General features: G+C 70.9%; 13 protein-coding genes and 2 pseudogenes. 8 read left to right on the top strand and 7 right to left on the bottom strand.

Going from position 1 to position 17,154, the window contains the following annotated elements; genetic code table 11:
- From HGB44_RS06475 to HGB44_RS06485, 3 genes are all read right to left on the bottom strand, one after another.
- Positions 1–1,151: DUF222 domain-containing protein (locus tag HGB44_RS06475; RefSeq protein ID WP_168443980.1), on the bottom strand; the 1,151-nt coding region annotated here is incomplete at its 3' end.
- A gap of 735 nt (positions 1,152–1,886) precedes the next feature.
- The gene (locus HGB44_RS06480; RefSeq protein WP_061082242.1) at positions 1,887–3,137 is read right to left on the bottom strand and encodes a hypothetical protein; all 1,251 of its coding nucleotides are present in this window, start codon (positions 3,135–3,137) and stop codon (positions 1,887–1,889) included.
- Positions 3,138–3,308: 171 nt separating this feature from the next.
- Positions 3,309–4,751 carry a dicarboxylate/amino acid:cation symporter gene (locus HGB44_RS06485; protein ID WP_061082241.1) on the bottom strand — a complete coding sequence of 481 codons (1,443 nt, stop codon included), beginning with the start codon at positions 4,749–4,751 and terminating at the stop codon, positions 3,309–3,311.
- A 476-nt stretch (positions 4,752–5,227) separates the two neighbouring features.
- On the opposite strand from HGB44_RS06485, the pseudogene HGB44_RS06490 reads away from it, so the two are divergent.
- Positions 5,228–5,434: pseudogene (locus HGB44_RS06490) on the top strand (Uma2 family endonuclease); the annotation flags it as partial.
- 79 nt (positions 5,435–5,513) lie between these two features.
- On the opposite strand, the gene HGB44_RS06495 reads toward HGB44_RS06490, so the two are convergent.
- The 3 genes from HGB44_RS06495 to HGB44_RS06505 form a co-directional block, all read right to left on the bottom strand.
- Positions 5,514–7,280 (bottom strand): acetyl/propionyl/methylcrotonyl-CoA carboxylase subunit alpha, encoded by a 1,767-nt coding sequence (locus HGB44_RS06495; RefSeq protein ID WP_061082240.1) that lies wholly within the window; start codon positions 7,278–7,280, stop codon positions 5,514–5,516.
- An 82-nt stretch (positions 7,281–7,362) separates the two neighbouring features.
- On the bottom strand, positions 7,363–7,587 hold the full coding sequence (locus HGB44_RS06500) for an acyl-CoA carboxylase epsilon subunit (RefSeq protein ID WP_061082239.1): 225 nt from the start codon (positions 7,585–7,587) through the stop codon (positions 7,363–7,365).
- Positions 7,584–9,194, bottom strand: a complete 1,611-nt coding sequence (locus tag HGB44_RS06505) for an acyl-CoA carboxylase subunit beta (protein WP_061082238.1) — start codon at positions 9,192–9,194, stop codon at positions 7,584–7,586. The genes HGB44_RS06500 and HGB44_RS06505 overlap by 4 nt, the downstream gene beginning before the upstream one ends.
- A gap of 301 nt (positions 9,195–9,495) precedes the next feature.
- On the opposite strand from HGB44_RS06505, the gene HGB44_RS06510 reads away from it, so the two are divergent.
- Entirely contained in the window at positions 9,496–12,141 is a 2,646-nt protein-coding gene (locus HGB44_RS06510; RefSeq protein ID WP_267909066.1) for a phosphoenolpyruvate carboxylase, read from the top strand.
- Between the two features lie 80 nt (positions 12,142–12,221).
- Here HGB44_RS06510 and HGB44_RS06515 read toward each other — a convergent pair whose 3' ends face one another.
- A complete protein-coding gene (locus HGB44_RS06515; RefSeq protein WP_325096941.1) occupies positions 12,222–12,875 on the bottom strand; it encodes a Uma2 family endonuclease in 654 nt (217 codons plus the stop codon).
- An 84-nt stretch (positions 12,876–12,959) separates the two neighbouring features.
- Between HGB44_RS06515 and HGB44_RS06520 the strand changes: the two genes are divergently transcribed.
- From HGB44_RS06520 to HGB44_RS06540, 6 genes and pseudogenes are all read left to right on the top strand, one after another.
- The gene (locus tag HGB44_RS06520) at positions 12,960–13,820 is read left to right on the top strand and encodes a biotin--[acetyl-CoA-carboxylase] ligase (protein WP_061082236.1); all 861 of its coding nucleotides are present in this window, start codon (positions 12,960–12,962) and stop codon (positions 13,818–13,820) included.
- A gap of 247 nt (positions 13,821–14,067) precedes the next feature.
- A complete protein-coding gene (locus HGB44_RS06525; RefSeq protein ID WP_061082235.1) occupies positions 14,068–15,051 on the top strand; it encodes an adenylate/guanylate cyclase domain-containing protein in 984 nt (327 codons plus the stop codon).
- 102 nt (positions 15,052–15,153) lie between these two features.
- Positions 15,154–15,789, top strand: coding sequence for an MBL fold metallo-hydrolase (locus HGB44_RS06530; protein WP_061082234.1), 636 nt, complete (start codon positions 15,154–15,156; stop codon positions 15,787–15,789).
- Between the two features lie 97 nt (positions 15,790–15,886).
- Positions 15,887–16,228: a hypothetical protein gene (locus tag HGB44_RS06535; protein WP_061082233.1), complete on the top strand. Its 342-nt coding sequence runs from the start codon at positions 15,887–15,889 to the stop codon at positions 16,226–16,228.
- A 177-nt stretch (positions 16,229–16,405) separates the two neighbouring features.
- Positions 16,406–16,585 (top strand): annotated as a pseudogene (locus tag HGB44_RS32675) (Scr1 family TA system antitoxin-like transcriptional regulator); the annotation flags it as partial.
- A 288-nt stretch (positions 16,586–16,873) separates the two neighbouring features.
- Positions 16,874–16,975 carry a DUF397 domain-containing protein gene (locus HGB44_RS06540; RefSeq protein WP_082768510.1) on the top strand — a complete coding sequence of 34 codons (102 nt, stop codon included), beginning with the start codon at positions 16,874–16,876 and terminating at the stop codon, positions 16,973–16,975.
- Positions 16,976–17,154: the final 179 nt, after the last annotated feature.

Below are 17,154 nucleotides of genomic sequence, written 5' to 3' on the forward strand. Positions count from 1 at the left end.
CGTCCTCCCCGGGAGAAGGAGGTGATGTGGTCGGCCTGGCACCAGGTGATCGGCACCTCGCACCCGCCCGGATGCGCGCACGTGGCGTGCCCGTGGAAGGCTGCCGTGCGCTGTCGGGCGGAGGCCAACCGGCGACTGTGGCCCACGTCCAGCACGTGTCCGGTGGGGGGTGCGGTGAGCATCCGTACCACCTCCGCGTCGGCGGCGAGTTCGTGCACCACACCGGCCGGAACCACCCGGCCGCGCTCGTCCAAAGCGGGCCTCTCCTGGCTTTCGGCGTCCAGGTAGGTCTGCACGGGCACCAGGATGCGGATCTGCGCCAACGGAGCAGGGATGTTGTCACACCCGGTGTGGGTGGTGGCAAAACGTAGCGCCGCGATGAGCGCGTCGTGCTCACGCTGAGACCGGCTACGGGTGTCCTCTTGCCCGGGTGGGGTGGTGAAGGTGTCGATGGCCGCACGCACGATCAACGCGTCCCCGGCCCCACCCCAGGCCTGGAGTTGGTAGCTGCCCTGGAACGTGTCATGCACAGCCAGACCACGCCCGGCGTGGGCGGCCTCGTGGTCACGGTCCAGGCGGTGGGGGTCCAAACGGTAAGCGACCTGGCGGGCCACCGACTGGAGCTGGTTGACCGACAACGCGGGACGCTCTGCCTTGGCCGCCACCAGAGCGGACTCAAACCCGCCTCGGTAGCCCTGCTCGTCGGGGAAATGCTGGGCATCGCGGGTCTGGACGGCTTTGTCGGTTACCTTGGCGATCGCCACCGCCTCACCCAAGGCCACCACGCCCTCTTCCACCGCCTCGGCGGTGGCGGGCAGGGTCTCCTCGTGCACGTGCTGGGCCAGACGGGCCAAATCCTTGGCCTGGGCGGTGGGCATCTTGCCGTGGTGCACCAGCCACTTGTCCAGAGTGGCGTAACCGCTGTAGCGGGCCACCTCACCGCGCGCGTACAAACGCGCCATCCGCGCCAGCGCCTGGTAGCGGATCTTCTCCACCTGGTCCCACAGGGCGGCGACTTCCTCGGCGGCGGCCTCGTCCGCCCCCGGCGGCACTTCGGCATCCAACACCTGGTCGATGATCTCGCGCGCACCGGCCAGCGCGGCCACCGCCGGGGAACAAACCCCGGGGGCCGCGTCGGGCGCTGCAAGCATCATCTCCATACCTCTTATTATAAGCCAACAGCAGCCATTGAGCCAGAATTCACAGCACCGAATTGCCCGCCCTTCCGGCTTTCTCTCGCGGGAGGCTTGTCCTTCATTGATAAGCCACAATTGGGACAAACCGAAAGGCGCCAGAAAGGGCGCGGAAGAAATGATCCCTCGCCGGGGGTGCCACCGTCGCCCACCCCCGACCACAGGGGCCAAAGACGCCATCCGAGGCGGGAGGACCCGCCTGCCGTTGGCGCCGACGCAGCAGAGCCCAGCCGTCCCCGAACCCCGGGCGTTGGTCGCCCTGGGCCAGCCGCTCCTGCCTTTGGTGCCGCTTTTCGTCGGGGACCCTCGCCCCCACCGGACGACTACCGTTTATCGGAGTCCGTTTCACTTCGCGGCAGCGGGTGCGCTTTCGTTGCCGCCAGCAACCCCCGTCAAGAGCAGCGTAGGGGAGAGACCTGATGGCGGCCCCTCCCTGCCCCTCAACCCATTACTCCCTTTGGGGGCGGGTGTTTGAGGGCACACCAAAATACGCGTGGGTGGGATCCCCCCTATTTCCAGGAAACCATCCCCGCCCCTCCCCGGGACACCCCCAACCACCACCTGTGGAAAACGTGGAGGACACGGGAAGGGCCCCGGGCGATCGCCCGGGGCCCGAGGCCCTTCGTCGTTCTGTCGGCTGCGGTTAGGTCAGGAGTCGAACCCTCAGGTGTCGAACCCTCAGGTGTCGAACCCTCAGAAGTCGAAGCCTCCGAAGTCGCCGCCCCCGAAGTCCCCGCCTCCGAAGTCGCCTCCGCCGAAGTCCTCCCCGGCGCCGACCTCACCGCCGCCCATGCCCATGCCCATACCCATGCCCATCATCGACCCCATCATGGAGCCCATCATCATGCCGGTGAACATGCCCATCATCATGTCGGTGCCGAAGTAGCCGCCCGCGTAGGGCGAGTAGGCCGGACCGGCGTCGTAGTACGGGCGGCGCTGGCCGTTGACCTCGACCAGGCGGACGTCGGGGTGACCACCGGTGCGTACCGCGTGCGCGCAGTCGGCGCAGGCGGTGACCTCGCGGGGCGCGCCGCCGGGCGGGGCCCAGGTCACGTCCTCCACGGACGGGCCGTGCTGCGGGTTGAAGAAGCAGGGGCCGCGCCGCTCGGGCACCGGGTCGCCGTTGAGGCGGGCCCGGGTGGCGGTCATGTAGTACCGGCCGTCCTCCAGCGAGCTGGTGACCAGGCGGACCTGCTCGGGCTCGCGGATGTTGTCCAGCTGGGCCTTGGCCTGGTCGTAGGCGTCCATGGCCTGGGAGTAGTCGTTGCGGGTGGCGTCGTCGACCTTGGAGACGTCGATCTCCAGCCTGGCGACGTCCTCACCGAGGCGCACGACGTCCTCGGTGGCCATCTGCCTGATCTCCTCCAGCTGCTTGGCCTTCTCCGCCTCGCGCTTCTTCCGCTGGTTGTAGACGAACCAGCCGCCCGCGGCGACGATCACCAGCAGGAGTCCGAGGAGCACGAACCCGGAGGTGGCCCCGGCCTGCTCGGCCTCCTCGACCTGGGTGGCGGCGTCGGGGACGGCGACGAGGGTGTCGACCTGGTTGCCGCCGCCCTCCCGCATGGCGATCTCCCGGATGGCCTCGGTGTCCTCGACGTTGGGGGACATGACCTGGAAGGTCTGGCTGCCCGCGAACACGCCGTAGACCCCGTCCCCGACCTCGTCCATGACGGGGTTCATCAGGGCGTCGAGACCGGCCTGGGAGGAGATGCTGTCGGTGGGCAGGATCACGTAGTAGACGGGGACGTCCGCGTCGGCGGCCGTCGTCTCCAGGATTCCCTGCTCGGCCTCGGGGATCGCGTCGATGCTCGGATCGACGAAGACGTTGTCGTTCCCGAGCTCCTCGGCGATCGCCTGGGACTCGGGCGGTTGGGTCTGGGTATCGGCCGAGGCGGGCACCACTGCGGCGCTCACCATCGCCGCCGCGAGTCCGGCGGTCAGCACTGTGGGTGTTACCAAGCGGCGCAACATGATCGTTCCTCTCGCCTCCCTCTCCAACCTAGACGAACGGGTGCCCCCGCGGGGTTCCCCCTGTGCCGGATCTCACCGGACGTACACGCGGCGCGGCCCGCCGGAAGCGCTCCGGCGGGCCGCTGGGGACGGGGGAGAGGCGTGTCAGCCCTGGCCGGAGGCCCCGGCGGGAACCTTCTGCACACCGGGTTCGCCGACCTCGCCCTCGACGTCGTCGTGCGCCTCGTCCAGCGGCACGAAGCCGGAGGCGTCGCGCGGCGCGTGGTAGCGGGCCACGTCCAGGATGCCCTCGCGCTTGGCGACGATGGTCGGGACCAGCGCCTGACCGGCCACGTTGACCGCGGTGCGGCCCATGTCCAGGATCGGGTCGACGGCCAGCAGCAGGCCCACTCCCTCCAGGGGCAGGCCCAGGGTGGACAGGGTCAGGGTCAGCATGACCGTCGCGCCGGTGGTCCCGGCGGTCGCGGCCGAACCGATCACCGACACGAACACGATCAGCAGGTAGTCGGTGAGGCCCAGGCTGATGCCGGGGAAGAACTGGGCGATGAAGATCGCCGAGATCGCCGGGTAGATGGCGGCGCAGCCGTCCATCTTGGTGGTGGCGCCGAAGGGCACGGCGAACGCGGAGTAGTAGCGCGGCACGCCCAGGTTCTGCTCGGTCACGCGCTGGGTGACGGGCATGGTGCCCATCGAGGAGCGGGACACGAAGGCCAGCTGGACCGCGGGCCACACGCCGCTGAAGTACTTCACCGGGGACAGGCCGTTGAGGCGTGCGAGCACCGGGTAGACGACGAACAGCACCAGCGCCAGGCCGATGTAGATGGTCAGCGCGAACTTGCCCAGGGCGCCGATGGTGGTCCAGCCGTAGCTGTACACGGCGTTGCCGAGCAGACCCACGGTGCCGATCGGGGCCAGGCGGATGATCCACCACAGGGCCTTGAGCACGATCTGGAGCGCGGAGTCGGTGAAGGCGATGAAGGGCTCGGCGGCCTTGCCGACCTTGATCGCGGCGATGCCCAGGACGATGGCGATGACGATCAGCTGGAGGACGTTGAAGTCCAGCGAGGCGCTGAAGCTGCCGTCGTCGGCGGAGGACACGCTCGCGCCCAGACCGAGGAAGTTGGCGGGGACGATGCTCTCGATGAACGCCATCCAGGAGCCGGTGCCCGAGGGCTCGGCGGCGGTGGCGGCGTCCACGCCGCTGTTGACGCCGGGCCGCACGATCAGGCCCAGGGCGATGCCGATGCCCACCGCGACCAGGGCGGTCCCACCGAACCACAGCAGGGTCTTCCAGGCCAGCCGCGCCGCGTTGGTGACGTTGCGCAGGTTGGCGATGGAGGAGATGACGGCGAGGACGATCAGCGGCGGGACGATGGTCCGCAGCAGCGTGACGAAGGTCGAGCCGATGGTGTCGAGGGTGACGGCGAGCCAGTTGGTGGCGTCACCGGTCTCGGGGTCGGGCGGGCTGAGCTGGAAGGCGACGGCGCCCAGGACGACGCCGAGGACCAGGCCCGCCAGGACCTGTGCCGCGAACGGGAAACGGAGGGTTCTGCGCTTCTTGGGCGCGCCTGTGCTCTGTGCGGACACGGGATGGGACTCCAGTGGTGGTGAAGGCGGCCGGAGGGGTGGGTACGGCGGAGCGGTCGGCGCCGCCGGGGTTTCCGGCACGGGAAACGGCGGGCATCACCGAGGGGATGGTGACGCGGGGAAGGGTGCGCGGCGCGCTGCCCGTGAGGGCGCGCGTGAACCTAGCGACACGCCTGACAGCCGCGGCGGCACAGGTCGATGTGCCACCGTCGCGTCAGTCCCCAGATGTTCGTCACAGACAAGGACAATAACGTTCGTTCCTTATCTATTCCATACGCGGGTGTCGACAACTTGCTGTCCCTGGCGCCACATCGTCCACTCCACGGGCTCTGCGGCGGGTTCCGCCCGGCGTGGATGCGTCGAGGATCACTTCAGGGGCGGGGCCAGGTGGGACAATCTGTGGAGAACACCGTTACAGGGTGACAGTGATGGCTACCGTGGGCGACGAGAACGATCCGATGATCGGAGGCCGTGACATGTCCGTTCCAGCAGTGGCAGTACGCCCGGGCCCTGAGACCGATGGTGCGGTACCGCTCCCGATGCCGCCGCAGGACGGGTTCACCGCCGAGGACCTCGACCGCATCCCGGATCTTCCGCCTCACACCGAGCTCATCGACGGCAGTCTGGTACTGGTGAGGCCCCAGAAGCTGTTCCACATGCTCTTCCTTGAACTGCCTGACCGACATCCTGCACCGCTGACCACATGCGGAAGGGAGGCGCCGGCGGCCGGCACCTCCCCCTCACCCGCGTGCGGTGCGGACGTTAGGCGTCCTTGATCTCGCAGACCACCGCGCCGTTGCCCACGGTCTCGCCCGCGGTGATCTTCAGCCCGGTCACCGTCCCGGCCTTGTGCGCGTTGAGCGGCTGCTCCATCTTCATGGCCTCGATGACGACCACGGTGTCGCCCTCGGCGACCTGCTGGCCCTCCTCGGCCACCAGCTTGACCACGGTGCCCTGCATCGGCGAGACCAGCGAGTCACCGCCGACCGCCACGGTGTTCCCGCCGCCCCTGCGCGCGGCCCGCCTCCTGCGTGCGCCGCCCGCGGCCGGGGCGGCGGACGCGGCGCCCAGGCCCGCGGGCAGCACCACCTCCACGCGCCTGCCGCCCACCTCGACGGTGACCCTCTCGCGCTCGGCCTCGACCGGCTCGCCCGGGGTGCCCGACCACGGCTCGATGGTGTTCTCGAACTCGGTCTCGATCCAGCGCGTGTACACCCCGAACGGCTGCTCGGGGTCGTCCGGAGCGAAGGCCGGGTCGCTCACCACGGCCTGGTGGAAGGGGATCACCGTGGGCATGCCGCCGACCGTGAACTCGGCCAGGGCCCGCCGTGAGCGCTGGAGCGCCTCCTGGCGCGTGCGGCCCGTCACCACGAGCTTGGCGACCATCGAGTCGAAGGCCTGGGGCACCGTGAACCCGGCCTCGCAGCCGGTGTCCACGCGCACGCCCGGGCCGCCGGGCAGGCTCAGCTCGGTGATGGTGCCCGGCGCGGGCATGAAGTTCCGTCCGGCGTCCTCGGCGTTGATGCGGAACTCGAAGGAGTGCCCGCGCACCTCGGGGTCGCCGTAGCCCAGCTCCTCGCCGTCGGCGATGCGGAACATCTCCCGGACCAGGTCGATCCCGGTGACCTCCTCGGTCACGGGGTGCTCGACCTGGAGGCGGGTGTTGACCTCCAGGAAGGAGATGGTGCCGTCCACGCCCACCAGGAACTCGCACGTGCCCGCGCCGGTGTACCCGGCCTCGGCGAGGATGGCCTTGGAGGAGGTGTGCAGCCGCTCCATCTGCTCCGCGGACAGGAACGGCGCGGGCGCCTCCTCCACCAGCTTCTGGTGGCGCCTCTGGAGCGAGCAGTCGCGGGTGGAGACCACCACGACGTTGCCGTGGGTGTCGGCCAGGCACTGGGTCTCCACGTGCCGGGGCCTGTCCAGGTAGCGCTCCACGAAGCACTCGCCGCGCCCGAAGGCGGTGACCGCCTCGCGCACCGCGGACTCGTAGGCGTCGGCGACCTCGTCCAGGGTGTGGGCGACCTTGAGGCCGCGCCCGCCGCCGCCGAAGGCGGCCTTGATCGCGATGGGCAGGCCGTGCTCCTCGGCGAAGGCGACGACCTCCTCGGCCGACTCGACGGGGTCGGCGGTGCCCGCCACCAGCGGGGCGCCGACCTTCTGGGCGATGTGGCGGGCCTGGACCTTGTCGCCCAGGGCGGTGATCGCCGCGGGGGGCGGGCCGATCCAGGTCAGCCCGGCGTCGATGACGGCCCGGGCGAAGTCGGCGTTCTCGGCCAGGAACCCGTAGCCGGGGTGGACGGCGTCCGCCCCGGAGGCCTGGGCCACCGCCAGGAGTTTGGCGATGTCCAGGTAGGAGTCGGCCGGGGTGGCGCCGCCCAGCGCGTGGGCCTCGTCGGCGACCTTGACGTGCAGGGCGTCCAGGTCGGGCTCGGCGTAGACGGCGACGCTGGCGAGTCCGGCGTCGCGGCAGGCGCGGGCGATGCGCACGGCGATCTCGCCGCGGTTGGCGATCAGTACTTTACGCACGGTGGAAATCCTTCTGCTCGGCGCGGGGCGGACAGCGCGCCGACCGCTCCATGGAGAGTCTGTGTGTGGGGGGACGACGGGGTCATCGCGTGCTCAGCCGCCAGGCGCCGGGGCCCGGACGCGGCGGGGCGCCGCGCACCAGGCGCGAGCGGTCCCGCCACCCGGACGGGTGCTCGGGTTCGGGCTCCTCGGCCGCACGGGCGGCCCGGGCGCGGGCGCTGAGCACGGCGGCCAGGGCCGCGAGCTCCTCGGCGGTGGGCCCGCCGCGGACCACGGCCAGGTGCGGCGGGTTCTTCGGCGCGCTCACAGCGGGATGTTCCCGTGCTTCTTGGGCGGCAGCTGCTTGCGCTTGTTGCGCAGGGCCTTGAGGGACTTGGCGATCCGGACACGCGTCTCGGAGGGCATGATGACCCCGTCCACGTACCCCCGCTCGGCCGCGGAGTAGGGGTTGAGGAGGGTGTCCTCGTACTCGCCGACGAGCCGGGTGCGCTCGGCCTCGACGTCGTCCGCGGCGGCCAGGGTGCGCCGGTGCAGGATGTTCACCGCGCCCTGGGCGCCCATGACCGCGATCTGCGCCGTGGGCCAGGCCAGGTTGACGTCGGCGCCCAGGTGCTTGGAGCCCATGACGTCGTAGGCGCCGCCGAAGGCCTTGCGCGTGATGACGGTGATCAGGGGCACCGTGGCCTCGGCGTAGGCGTACAGCAGCTTGGCGCCGCGGCGGATGATGCCGTCCCACTCCTGGTCGGTGCCGGGCAGGAACCCGGGCACGTCCACGAAGGTCAGCACCGGCACGTTGAAGGCGTCGCAGGTGCGCACGAAGCGCGCGGCCTTCTCGGAGGCGTCGATGTCCAGGCAGCCCGCCAGGCTCATGGGCTGGTTGGCGACGATGCCGACGGACCGGCCGTCCACGCGGCCGAAGCCCACCACCATGTTCGTGGCGAACTGGGCGTGGACCTCCAGGAAGTCGCCGTCGTCCAGGACGGCCTCGACCACCGTGCGCATGTCGTAGGGCTGGTTGGCCGAGTCCGGGATGAACGCGTCCAGGGCCAGGTCGGCGTCGGTGGCCTCGTCGCCCGGGGCGTCCTCGGGAGGCAGAGGCGGCGCCTCCTCCAGGTTGTTGTCGGGCAGGTGCGAGAGCAGCGTCCGCACGTACTCGATCGCGTCCTGCTCGTCGGCGCCCATGTAGTGCGCCACACCCGACCTGGTGTTGTGGGTGCGGGCTCCGCCCAGCTCCTCCATGGAGACGTCCTCGCCGGTGACGGTCTTGATGACGTCGGGGCCGGTGATGAACATCTGCGAGGTCTCGTCCACCATCACGACGAAGTCGGTGAGGGCGGGGGAGTAGACGTGGCCGCCCGCGGCGGCGCCCATGATCAGGGAGATCTGCGGGATGACGCCCGAGGCGTGGGTGTTGCGCTTGAAGATCTCGGCGTACAGGCCGAGCGCGACCACGCCCTCCTGGATGCGCGCGCCGCCGCCCTCGTTGATGCCCACGACGGGGCACCCGTTGGTGAGGGCGTGGTCGAGGACCTTGACGATCTTCTCGCCGTAGACCTCGCCCAGCGATCCGCCGAAGACGGTGACGTCCTGGCTGAACACGGCGACGGGTCGCCCGTCGACCGTTCCGTGGCCGGTGACGACGCCGTCACCGTAGGGGCGGTTGTGCTCCAGGCCGAAGCTGGTGGAGCGGTGTCGGGCCAGGGCGTCGAACTCCACGAACGAGCCGGGATCGAGCAGTGCGTCGATCCGCTCGCGGGCGGTCATCTTGCCTTTGGCGTGCTGTTTCTCGACGGCTCTAGCAGACCCTGCGTGTACGGCCTCGTACCGGCGTCGTTGCAGGTCGGCGAGCTTGCCCGCGGTCGTGTGGATGTCGATCTCGTCCGCGGACAGTGGTTCAGGGGCTTCGGTGGCCATAACTACGCAGGTTAACCGCGAGAGATCGTCACACGGGAACCCAGCCCGGTGTTACCGACGGGTAGGTATGCTGCGGTGCCGCTCCGACCAGGCCCGTCGCCGGAGCCCGGATCCGGAGGGCGAGGAAGGCGCACGGAGCGTGCGCGCGGGGTCCGCGGATCGGAACGCGGCATCGCCGAAACCGCGTGAGGAAATGTGCTCTCCTTTCTTGTGAGCAACAATGGTTAACGTGCGGGCAAAACATCAGAAATGTGCCCCCGCGCACCTGGTGGCGGGTGCGATCTCTGTAGGGTCGGTGACCATGACAGCGGTAAGCGCAGAACGCGACAGTGCACGGCAGGAAGTTCCCGAGCAGCTCAGGAATGACGTCAAACTGCTCGGCGAGATGCTCGGAACGGTCCTCGCCGAAAGCGGCGGTGAGGATCTGCTCGCCGATGTCGAGAAGCTCAGGAGAGCGGTCATCGGCGCCCGCGACGGATCGGTCACGGGGGAGGAGATCACCGCGATCGTCGCCGCCTGGCCGCTGGAGCGCGCCAAGCAGGTGGCCCGTGCCTTCACCGTCTACTTCCACCTGGCCAACCTGGCCGAGGAACACCAGCGGATGCGGGCCCTGCGCGAGCGCGACGACGCCGCCAACCCGCCCCGTGAGTCCCTCGCGGCGGCCGTGCGCGCCATCCGCGAGGACGACGGGGGTGAGGAACGCCTCAACGAGCTGGTCGCGGGCATGGAGTTCCACCCCGTGGTCACCGCCCACCCGACCGAGGCCCGCCGCCGCGCCGTGTCCACCTCCATCCTGCGCGTCAGCGCCCAGCTGGAGGCCTGGCACGGCTCCCACGAGGGCAGCAGCGCCGCGGCCGAGGCGCACCGCCGCCTGCTGGAGGAGATCGACCTGCTCTGGCGCACCTCCCAGCTGCGCTACACCAGGCTCAACCCGCTCGACGAGGTGCGCACCGCCCTCGCCGCGTTCGACGAGACGATCTTCTCCGTCATCCCGCAGGTCTACCGGAGCCTGGACGCCGCCATCGACCCCGAGGGCACCGGGGTGCGCCCGCCCCGCGCCACGCCCTTCGTGCGCTACGGCAGCTGGATCGGCGGCGACCGCGACGGCAACCCCTACGTCACCTCCGACATCACCCGCGAGGCCGTGCTCATCCAGTCCGAGCACGTGCTGCGCGGTCTGGAGGCCTCCTGCACCAAGGTGGCCCGCACCCTCACCGCCTACTCCAACCTCACCCCCGCCAGCCCGGCGCTGCTCGACGCGCTCTCCTCGGCCAAGGCGGGACAGCCCGAGCTGACGGCGGAGATCGGGGCGCGCTCGCCCAACGAGCCGCACCGCCAACTGCTGCTGCTGGCCGCCGCCCGGCTGCGCGCCACGCGCGAGCGCGACGCCGACCTGGCCTACCCCGACGCCGACGCCTTCCTGGCCGACCTGCGCACCGTGCAGGAGTCCCTGGCCGAGGCGGGCGCGGTCCGGCAGGCCTACGGCGAGCTCCAGCACCTGGTATGGCAGGCGCAGACCTTCGGCTTCCACCTCGCCGAACTGGAGATCCGCCAGCACAGCGAGGTGCACGCCGCCGCGCTCGCCGAGCTGCGCGAGGGGCGCACGCCCTCCGAGCGCACCGAGGAGGTCCTCGCCACGATCCGGGTGATCGCCTGGATCCAGGAGCGCTTCGGCGTGGAGGCCTGCCGCCGCTACGTCGTCAGCTTCACCCGCTCGGCCGAGGACATCGCGGCCGTGTACGAGCTGGCCACCCACGCCCTGCCCGCCGGACGCGTGCCGGTCCTGGACGTCGTGCCGCTGTTCGAGACCGGCGCCGACCTGGACGCCTCGCCGCACGTGCTCGACGGCATGCTCAAGCTGCCCCAGGTCAACAAGCGCCTGGACGAGACCGGCCGCAGGATCGAGGTCATGCTCGGCTACAGCGACTCCGCCAAGGACGTCGGCCCGGTCAGCGCCACCCTGCGCCTCTACGACGCCCAGGCCCGCCTGGCCGCGTGGGCGGGCGAGCACGACGTGCGCCTGACCCTGTTCCACGGCCGCGGCGGCTCGCTCGGCCGCGGAGGCGGACCCGCCAGCCGGGCCCTGCTCGCCCAGGCGCCCGGCTCGGTCGGCGGACGGTTCAAGGTCACCGAGCAGGGCGAGGTCATCTTCGCCCGCTACGGGCAGGCAGCGATCGCCCGCCGCCACATCGAGCAGGTGGGCCACGCGGTGCTGATGGCCTCCACCGACGCCGTCCAGGAGCGCGAGCGCTCCGCCGAGCGCGAGTACCGGGTCCACGCCGACGCCATCGCCCGCGCCGCCCAGGAGGCCTACCTGGAGCTGATCAACACCGAGGACTTCGCGGTGTGGTTCTCCCGGGTCAGCCCCCTGGAGGAGCTGGGCGAACTGCGGCTGGGCTCGCGCCCCTCGCGGCGCGGCGCCGCACGCGGGCTCGGCGACCTGCGCGCCATCCCGTGGGTGTTCGCCTGGACCCAGACCCGGGTCAACCTGCCGGGCTGGTTCGGCCTGGGTACGGGCCTGGCCGCCGTGGAGGACCTGAGCGTGCTCCAGGCCGCCTACCGGGAGTGGCCCATGTTCTCCTCCCTGCTGGACAACGCGGAGATGAGCCTGGCCAAGACCGACCGCGACATCGCCGAGCGCTACCTGGCGCTGGGCGGGCGGCCGGAGCTGACCGAGCGGGTGCTCGCCGAGTACGACCGCACCCGCGACCTGGTGCTCAAGGTGACCGGGCACAGCCGCCTGCTGGAGAACCGGGCGGTGCTCTCCCGGGCGGTGGACCTGCGCAACCCGTACGTGGACGCGCTCTCCCACCTGCAACTGCGCGCGCTGGAGGCGCTGCGGGGCGAGGAGGCCGACTCCCTGTCGGAGGAGGACCAGCAGCACCTGGAGCGGCTGCTGCTGCTCTCGGTCAACGGCGTGGCCGCCGGACTCCAGAACACCGGCTGACCGCCGACCGGCCCGCACGCGCGAGGGCGCCCCGCACCCGGGAGGGGGTCGCGGGGCGCCCTCGCGCGTGCCTGAGCCCGTTACTCCGGGAAGGCGCTGGTGTCGATGGTGAGGTCGAACGGCTCGGGGAGGTGGATCTCCTTGCCGAAGGGGACCTTCGTGGAGCTGGTGTACCTGCCCTTCTCCGGGTCGGAGTAGAGGGTGACCTCGCCCCCGCCGGTCTGCGGGTCCCAGCGGTCCACCAGCAGGTACAGGGGGATCCCTGCGTGCGCGTAGCCCCAGAGCTTGGGCTTGCGGTCCTTGTCCGCGGTGCTCTTCGACGTCACCCCGACCACCAGCAGGGCGTCGGACATCATGCTGTCGGGGTCGTACTCCATGGCCGAGTAGGGCAGGACCACGAGGTCGGGGATGTAGACGCCGGTCCTCATGGGGACGCGCACATCAAGAGTCTGATGGAGACTCGCGTCCGCGAGGTCGCTTCCATCCCGCAGAAACTCGCGATACATCTCCCTTTGGATCAGGGAGACGATGTGGGCGTGTTCGCGTGTTGGGGGTGCCACAAGAAAGAGCCCGCCTTCGATGATCTCGGCCCGCCACCCGTCGGGCAGGTCCAACTCCTTCCAGGTGCGCAACATGAGCTCCCAGTGAGACGGTGTTCCGGGAGCCGTCTCAGTTTCCGCGATACTCATCTGTCGCGTCACCTCCAGTAGCTGAACGTAGCAACGCACGACCATCAAAGCGCTGGTTTCAACTTAACGGGATGCCCTTTGCCGCACAGGGGTTTCCGGGCAGGGTCGCGGCGCTGCTGTAATGGGGGCATGGCCAGCGCACACGACCCCTTCCCGCGTCCCCCGCTCGACGCGGCGGCCCTCGACGCCGCCCTCGCCCGGCCGGGCGGCACGTGGCACCGGATCGAGGTGCTCCCCGAGGCCGCGTCCACCAACACCGAGCTGGCCGAGCGCGCCGCGCGGGGCGCCCCGCACGGGAGCGTGCTGGTCACCGAGCACCAGACCGCCGGGCGCGGACGCCTCGGCCGCGGCTTCTCCACCCCGCCGCGCGCCGCCCTCACCTTCTCCCTCCTGGTCCGCCCCGCGGTGCCCGTCACCCGCCTGGGCTGGCTCCCCGCGCTCATGGGCGTGGCCGCGGTCGGCGCGGTGCACCGGGTGACGGGGGTCAAGGCCGCGCTCAAGTGGCCCAACGACGTCATCGTCCCCGCGCACCTGCGCTCGGAGCCCGAGACGGCCGACGGCAAGCTCGCGGGCATCCTCTCCGAGGCCGACTTCTCCTCCGGTGAACCCGGGGTGGTCGTGGGGATGGGCCTCAACGTGTCCCAGGAACGCGCCGAACTGCCCGTGGACACCGCCGTCTCCCTGCGCGGGGAGGGCTCGGCGGCCCTGGACCGGGGCGTTCTGCTCGCCGCCGTCCTGGGTGAGTTCGAGGAGCTGTACACGGCGTGGACCGCCGCCGGGGGAGACGCCGAGGCCAGCGGGCTGGCCGCCGCCTACCGGGACGCGTGCGTCACCATCGGGCGCCGCGTGCGGGTCCACCTGCCCGGGGGCCGGGTGCTGGAGGGCGCCGCCACCGGCGTCGACGCCGACGCCCAGCTGCTGGTGCGCGGTCCCGGCGGGGAGCGGGCCCTGAGCGCGGGCGACGTCGTCCACGTGCGCCCCGGCTCCTGACGCCCGCCCCCGGGCCCCGCGCCGCCGTCCACAGGGGACTTCGGGCACTCCCGCGGCGGCCTTTCCGTGTGCGATCATCACCGGGTGCGGCCGTCGCCGACCGCGGGCCGCGCGGGCCTGTCGGCAGGCACCCTGTCAGGGGAGAAACCGCGGGCGTAAGCTGGAGTGGAACCCCGTGCCGCGTTGTCGGCCGGTGCCGAAGTGACTGTTCCCCGCCCCGGCGGGGATGGCCCGTGAAAGAGAACGTATGCCGTCGCGTCCCGACCCGAAAGCGATCGAGTCCGCCCTGCTCGGCGGTGAAGCGGTCTACACCAGGGAGCAGGCGATCGAGCTCGCCGGCGCCGACAACGAGCTGGCCGGGCGCATCTGGCGCGCCCTGGGCTTTCCCAACCAGGGCGACGACACGGTCACCTTCGCCGAGAGCGACGTCGAGTCGCTGCGCATCGCCAACTCCCTCGTCCAGGAGGGCGTCCTGGACGAGGAGGGCGTGGTCCGCTTCGCCCGCGCGATGGGCCAGACCATGGCGCGCCTGGCCGACTGGCAGACCAGCATACTGAGCACCCTCATCTACCAGGAGGGCGAGGACTCCGTCAGCCCGCTGATGAACCAGGTCAAGGAGCTGCTGCCGGACGTGGAGCGGCTCCTGCTGCACATCTGGCGCAGACAGCTCGCGGCCTCCTCCGCCCGCACCCTCGCGGTGATGTCCGACAACGACGCCGTGCCCAACTACTACCCGCTGGTGGTCGGGTTCGCCGACCTGGTCTCCTTCACCACCCTGAGCCGCGAACTCGACGAGGTCGAGCTGGCCGGGGTGGTCGAGGGCTTCGAGGCCACCGCCGCCGACATCGTCGCCTCCGGCGGAGGCCGGGTCGTCAAGACCCTGGGCGACGAGATCCTCTACGTCGCCGACTCCCCGGCCGAGGCCGCCGACATCGCGCTGCGCCTGGCCTCGGGCGTCAAGACCCACGTGGAGGTGCCCGACGTCCGGGTCGGCCTGGCCGCCGGACCGGTGCTGACCCTGCACGGCGACGTGTTCGGCACGACAGTCAACCGTTCCAGCCGCCTGACCTCCTTCGCCAGACCCGGCACCGTCCTCATCGACGAGAGCCTCGCCGAGAGCCTGACCGACGAGGAGGGCCTCCAGGTGGTGCGGGTGCGCGCCCGGCACGCGCACGGACTCGGTCTCATCCAGCCCTACGCCCTGCGCCGCAACTTCGAGCCCGCGGGCTGACGGCTCCGCGTTTTTCCCCGCCCGACCACCGTGTGCGCCGAAGCCCGCCGGGATAGGCTCGGAGGCGTCGCACCAGCCCGCGAGAGGTCAGGTGGTGGGTCCTTGATCGCCCCTTCCCCCGTCCAGCGTCTGCGCACCTCGGGTGTCTTCAGCCTTGAGGGCAACGGGTTCGACGTCGAGAACAACGTCTGGATCGTCGGAGACGACGACAGCGCCATCGTCATCGACGCCGCCCACGACCACGAGGCGATCGCCCGCGGTCTGGGCGACCGCGAACTCATGGCCATCGTGGCCACCCACGGACACAACGACCACGTCAACGCGGCCGTCGCGCTGGCCGACCTGGCCGACTGCCCGATCCTGCTGCACCCCGACGACGCCGAGCTGTGGCACCGCGTGCACCCGCACCGGGAGCCGGACGCCCCGCTGCTGCACGGCGAGACGCTGGTGGTGGGGGGAGTGGAGCTGGACGTCCTGCACACCCCGGGCCACACGCCGGGCGGGGTGTGCCTGTACGCGCCCGCGCTCGGGGTGGTCTTCACCGGCGACACCCTCTTTCCGGGCGGCCCCGGCGCCACCGGTCAGCCGTTCTCGAACTTCCCGACGATCATCGCCTCGATCCGCGAGCACCTCGCGGTCCTGCCGGAGGACACGGTCGTCCACCCCGGACACGGGGAGTCCACCACCGTCGCCGAGGCCGCCGAGAACCTCGACGCCTGGGCGGCACGCGGGTTCTGAGTTCCGCGCCCCTGCGGGCCGCCGCGAGGAAAACCGGTGGAACCCGGCACGCCCGCGCCTCTAGCGTGGGTCCTCCGACGACGAGAGGCGGGAACGGATGACACTGGTACGCAAGGGAACCCGGCGGATCACGGTGGACGGGAACGCCTACCGGTGGCGCACCCGTAAGGGCCTCACCCGGGCCCAGCGCAGGCAGCCCGACGGCGGACCGATGACCTTCGTGGTCGAGGGTGCCGTCGCCCCCGGCAACCCGCTCGTGGTCACCCTGGGCCACCCCCGCCCCCAGGGGGACAACCGCCCCCTCCGCGCCCCGACCGGCCCGGAGCCCGAGCCGGTCACCCCGGCGCGCGTGGCCGCCGCCGTCCGCGGCGCGCTGGCCGGGGGCTGGCGTCCCGGCGAGAGCGGAGGCCCGTTCCGGCTGGACGGCTCCGCCCTCTGACCGGCCTGAACGGGCACGCACTGCCCCAACTGCCCATGGCGGAAAAACTGGACGCCGAGCTGAAAAGCGAACGGAAAACTGCTGGCCGCGTGGCGTCAGGCTACTGCGGGCACGGCGCTGCCGGAGCGGGCGCGCTCGGTCGCGAACACCAACGCGGAAGCGCGCACCGTCCAGGTCGTGTCGCCCGTCATCGTCCCGGGATACCTCCAGAGCCCGTCGTACGCCGCGATGGTGTTCCGGTCCGGCTGGCCGCTGGCTTCTGACGAGGAGACAGCCGGGCTCACCAGACTCCGCACGGAACGGCTCGACCAGTTGCCCGGACTCCGGGTCACAGCGGTGTTCCCGGTGACGGCGCTGACCGGGGTTGACGAGGCCATACGGCGGGAGCAGGCCGCCCGTCTACTGGACCTGATCGGCTCGGGTGGTGGTGCACCTGGTTCCGGAGGGCTCGATGTTGAGGGAGCCGCCCACGCCGATGATGGCGTTCCGATTGCGCTCGGGAGAAGTGGTGATCACGAGCGACAACCCAGACGGAAACGTCACCCACGCGGCCCATATGCACGAGCGGTTGCACGCACTGATCACGGGCGCGCTGGCGGTGGCGCTCCCTGCCAGACACTCACCTGAAGCACTCAGGGAACTGGTATGAACTACTGGCACAAGAGCAGTTACAGCCCCAACGGGTCGAACTGTGTCGAGGCACGGGAGCACCCGGGGGGCGTGGAACTGGATACGTTGCCGGTGTGACAAGAGGGTCCTGGCCTGCGGTGATCTTGTACTTATGGCGAGGTTGGACGGTCGAGACTCGCTATAAGTACAAGATCACGGCGAATGAGGTGGGCCGGTGAACCTTTTCAGCTAGTCCGCTGGGGTCCACCTGACCAAGGGCAGTGCCTCCACGGGAGGCGCTGCCCTTCCTCATGTCC

Origin of the sequence: Nocardiopsis alborubida, assembly GCF_012396365.1 — a bacterium.
GTDB lineage: Bacteria > Actinomycetota > Actinomycetes > Streptosporangiales > Streptosporangiaceae > Nocardiopsis > Nocardiopsis alborubida.

Coding starts and splice junctions, on each gene's coding strand:
- HGB44_RS06525 (WP_061082235.1), top strand. CDS start 14,068: ATGCCGTCGCGTCCCGACCCGAAAGCGATCGAGTCCGCCCTGCTCGGC.
- HGB44_RS06520 (WP_061082236.1), top strand. CDS start 12,960: ATGGCCAGCGCACACGACCCCTTCCCGCGTCCCCCGCTCGACGCGGCG.
- HGB44_RS06510 (WP_267909066.1), top strand. CDS start 9,496: ATGACAGCGGTAAGCGCAGAACGCGACAGTGCACGGCAGGAAGTTCCC.
- HGB44_RS06540 (WP_082768510.1), top strand. CDS start 16,874: ATGAACTACTGGCACAAGAGCAGTTACAGCCCCAACGGGTCGAACTGT.
- HGB44_RS06515 (WP_325096941.1), bottom strand. CDS start 12,875: ATGGTCGTGCGTTGCTACGTTCAGCTACTGGAGGTGACGCGACAGATG.
- HGB44_RS06505 (WP_061082238.1), bottom strand. CDS start 9,194: ATGGCCACCGAAGCCCCTGAACCACTGTCCGCGGACGAGATCGACATC.
- HGB44_RS06535 (WP_061082233.1), top strand. CDS start 15,887: ATGACACTGGTACGCAAGGGAACCCGGCGGATCACGGTGGACGGGAAC.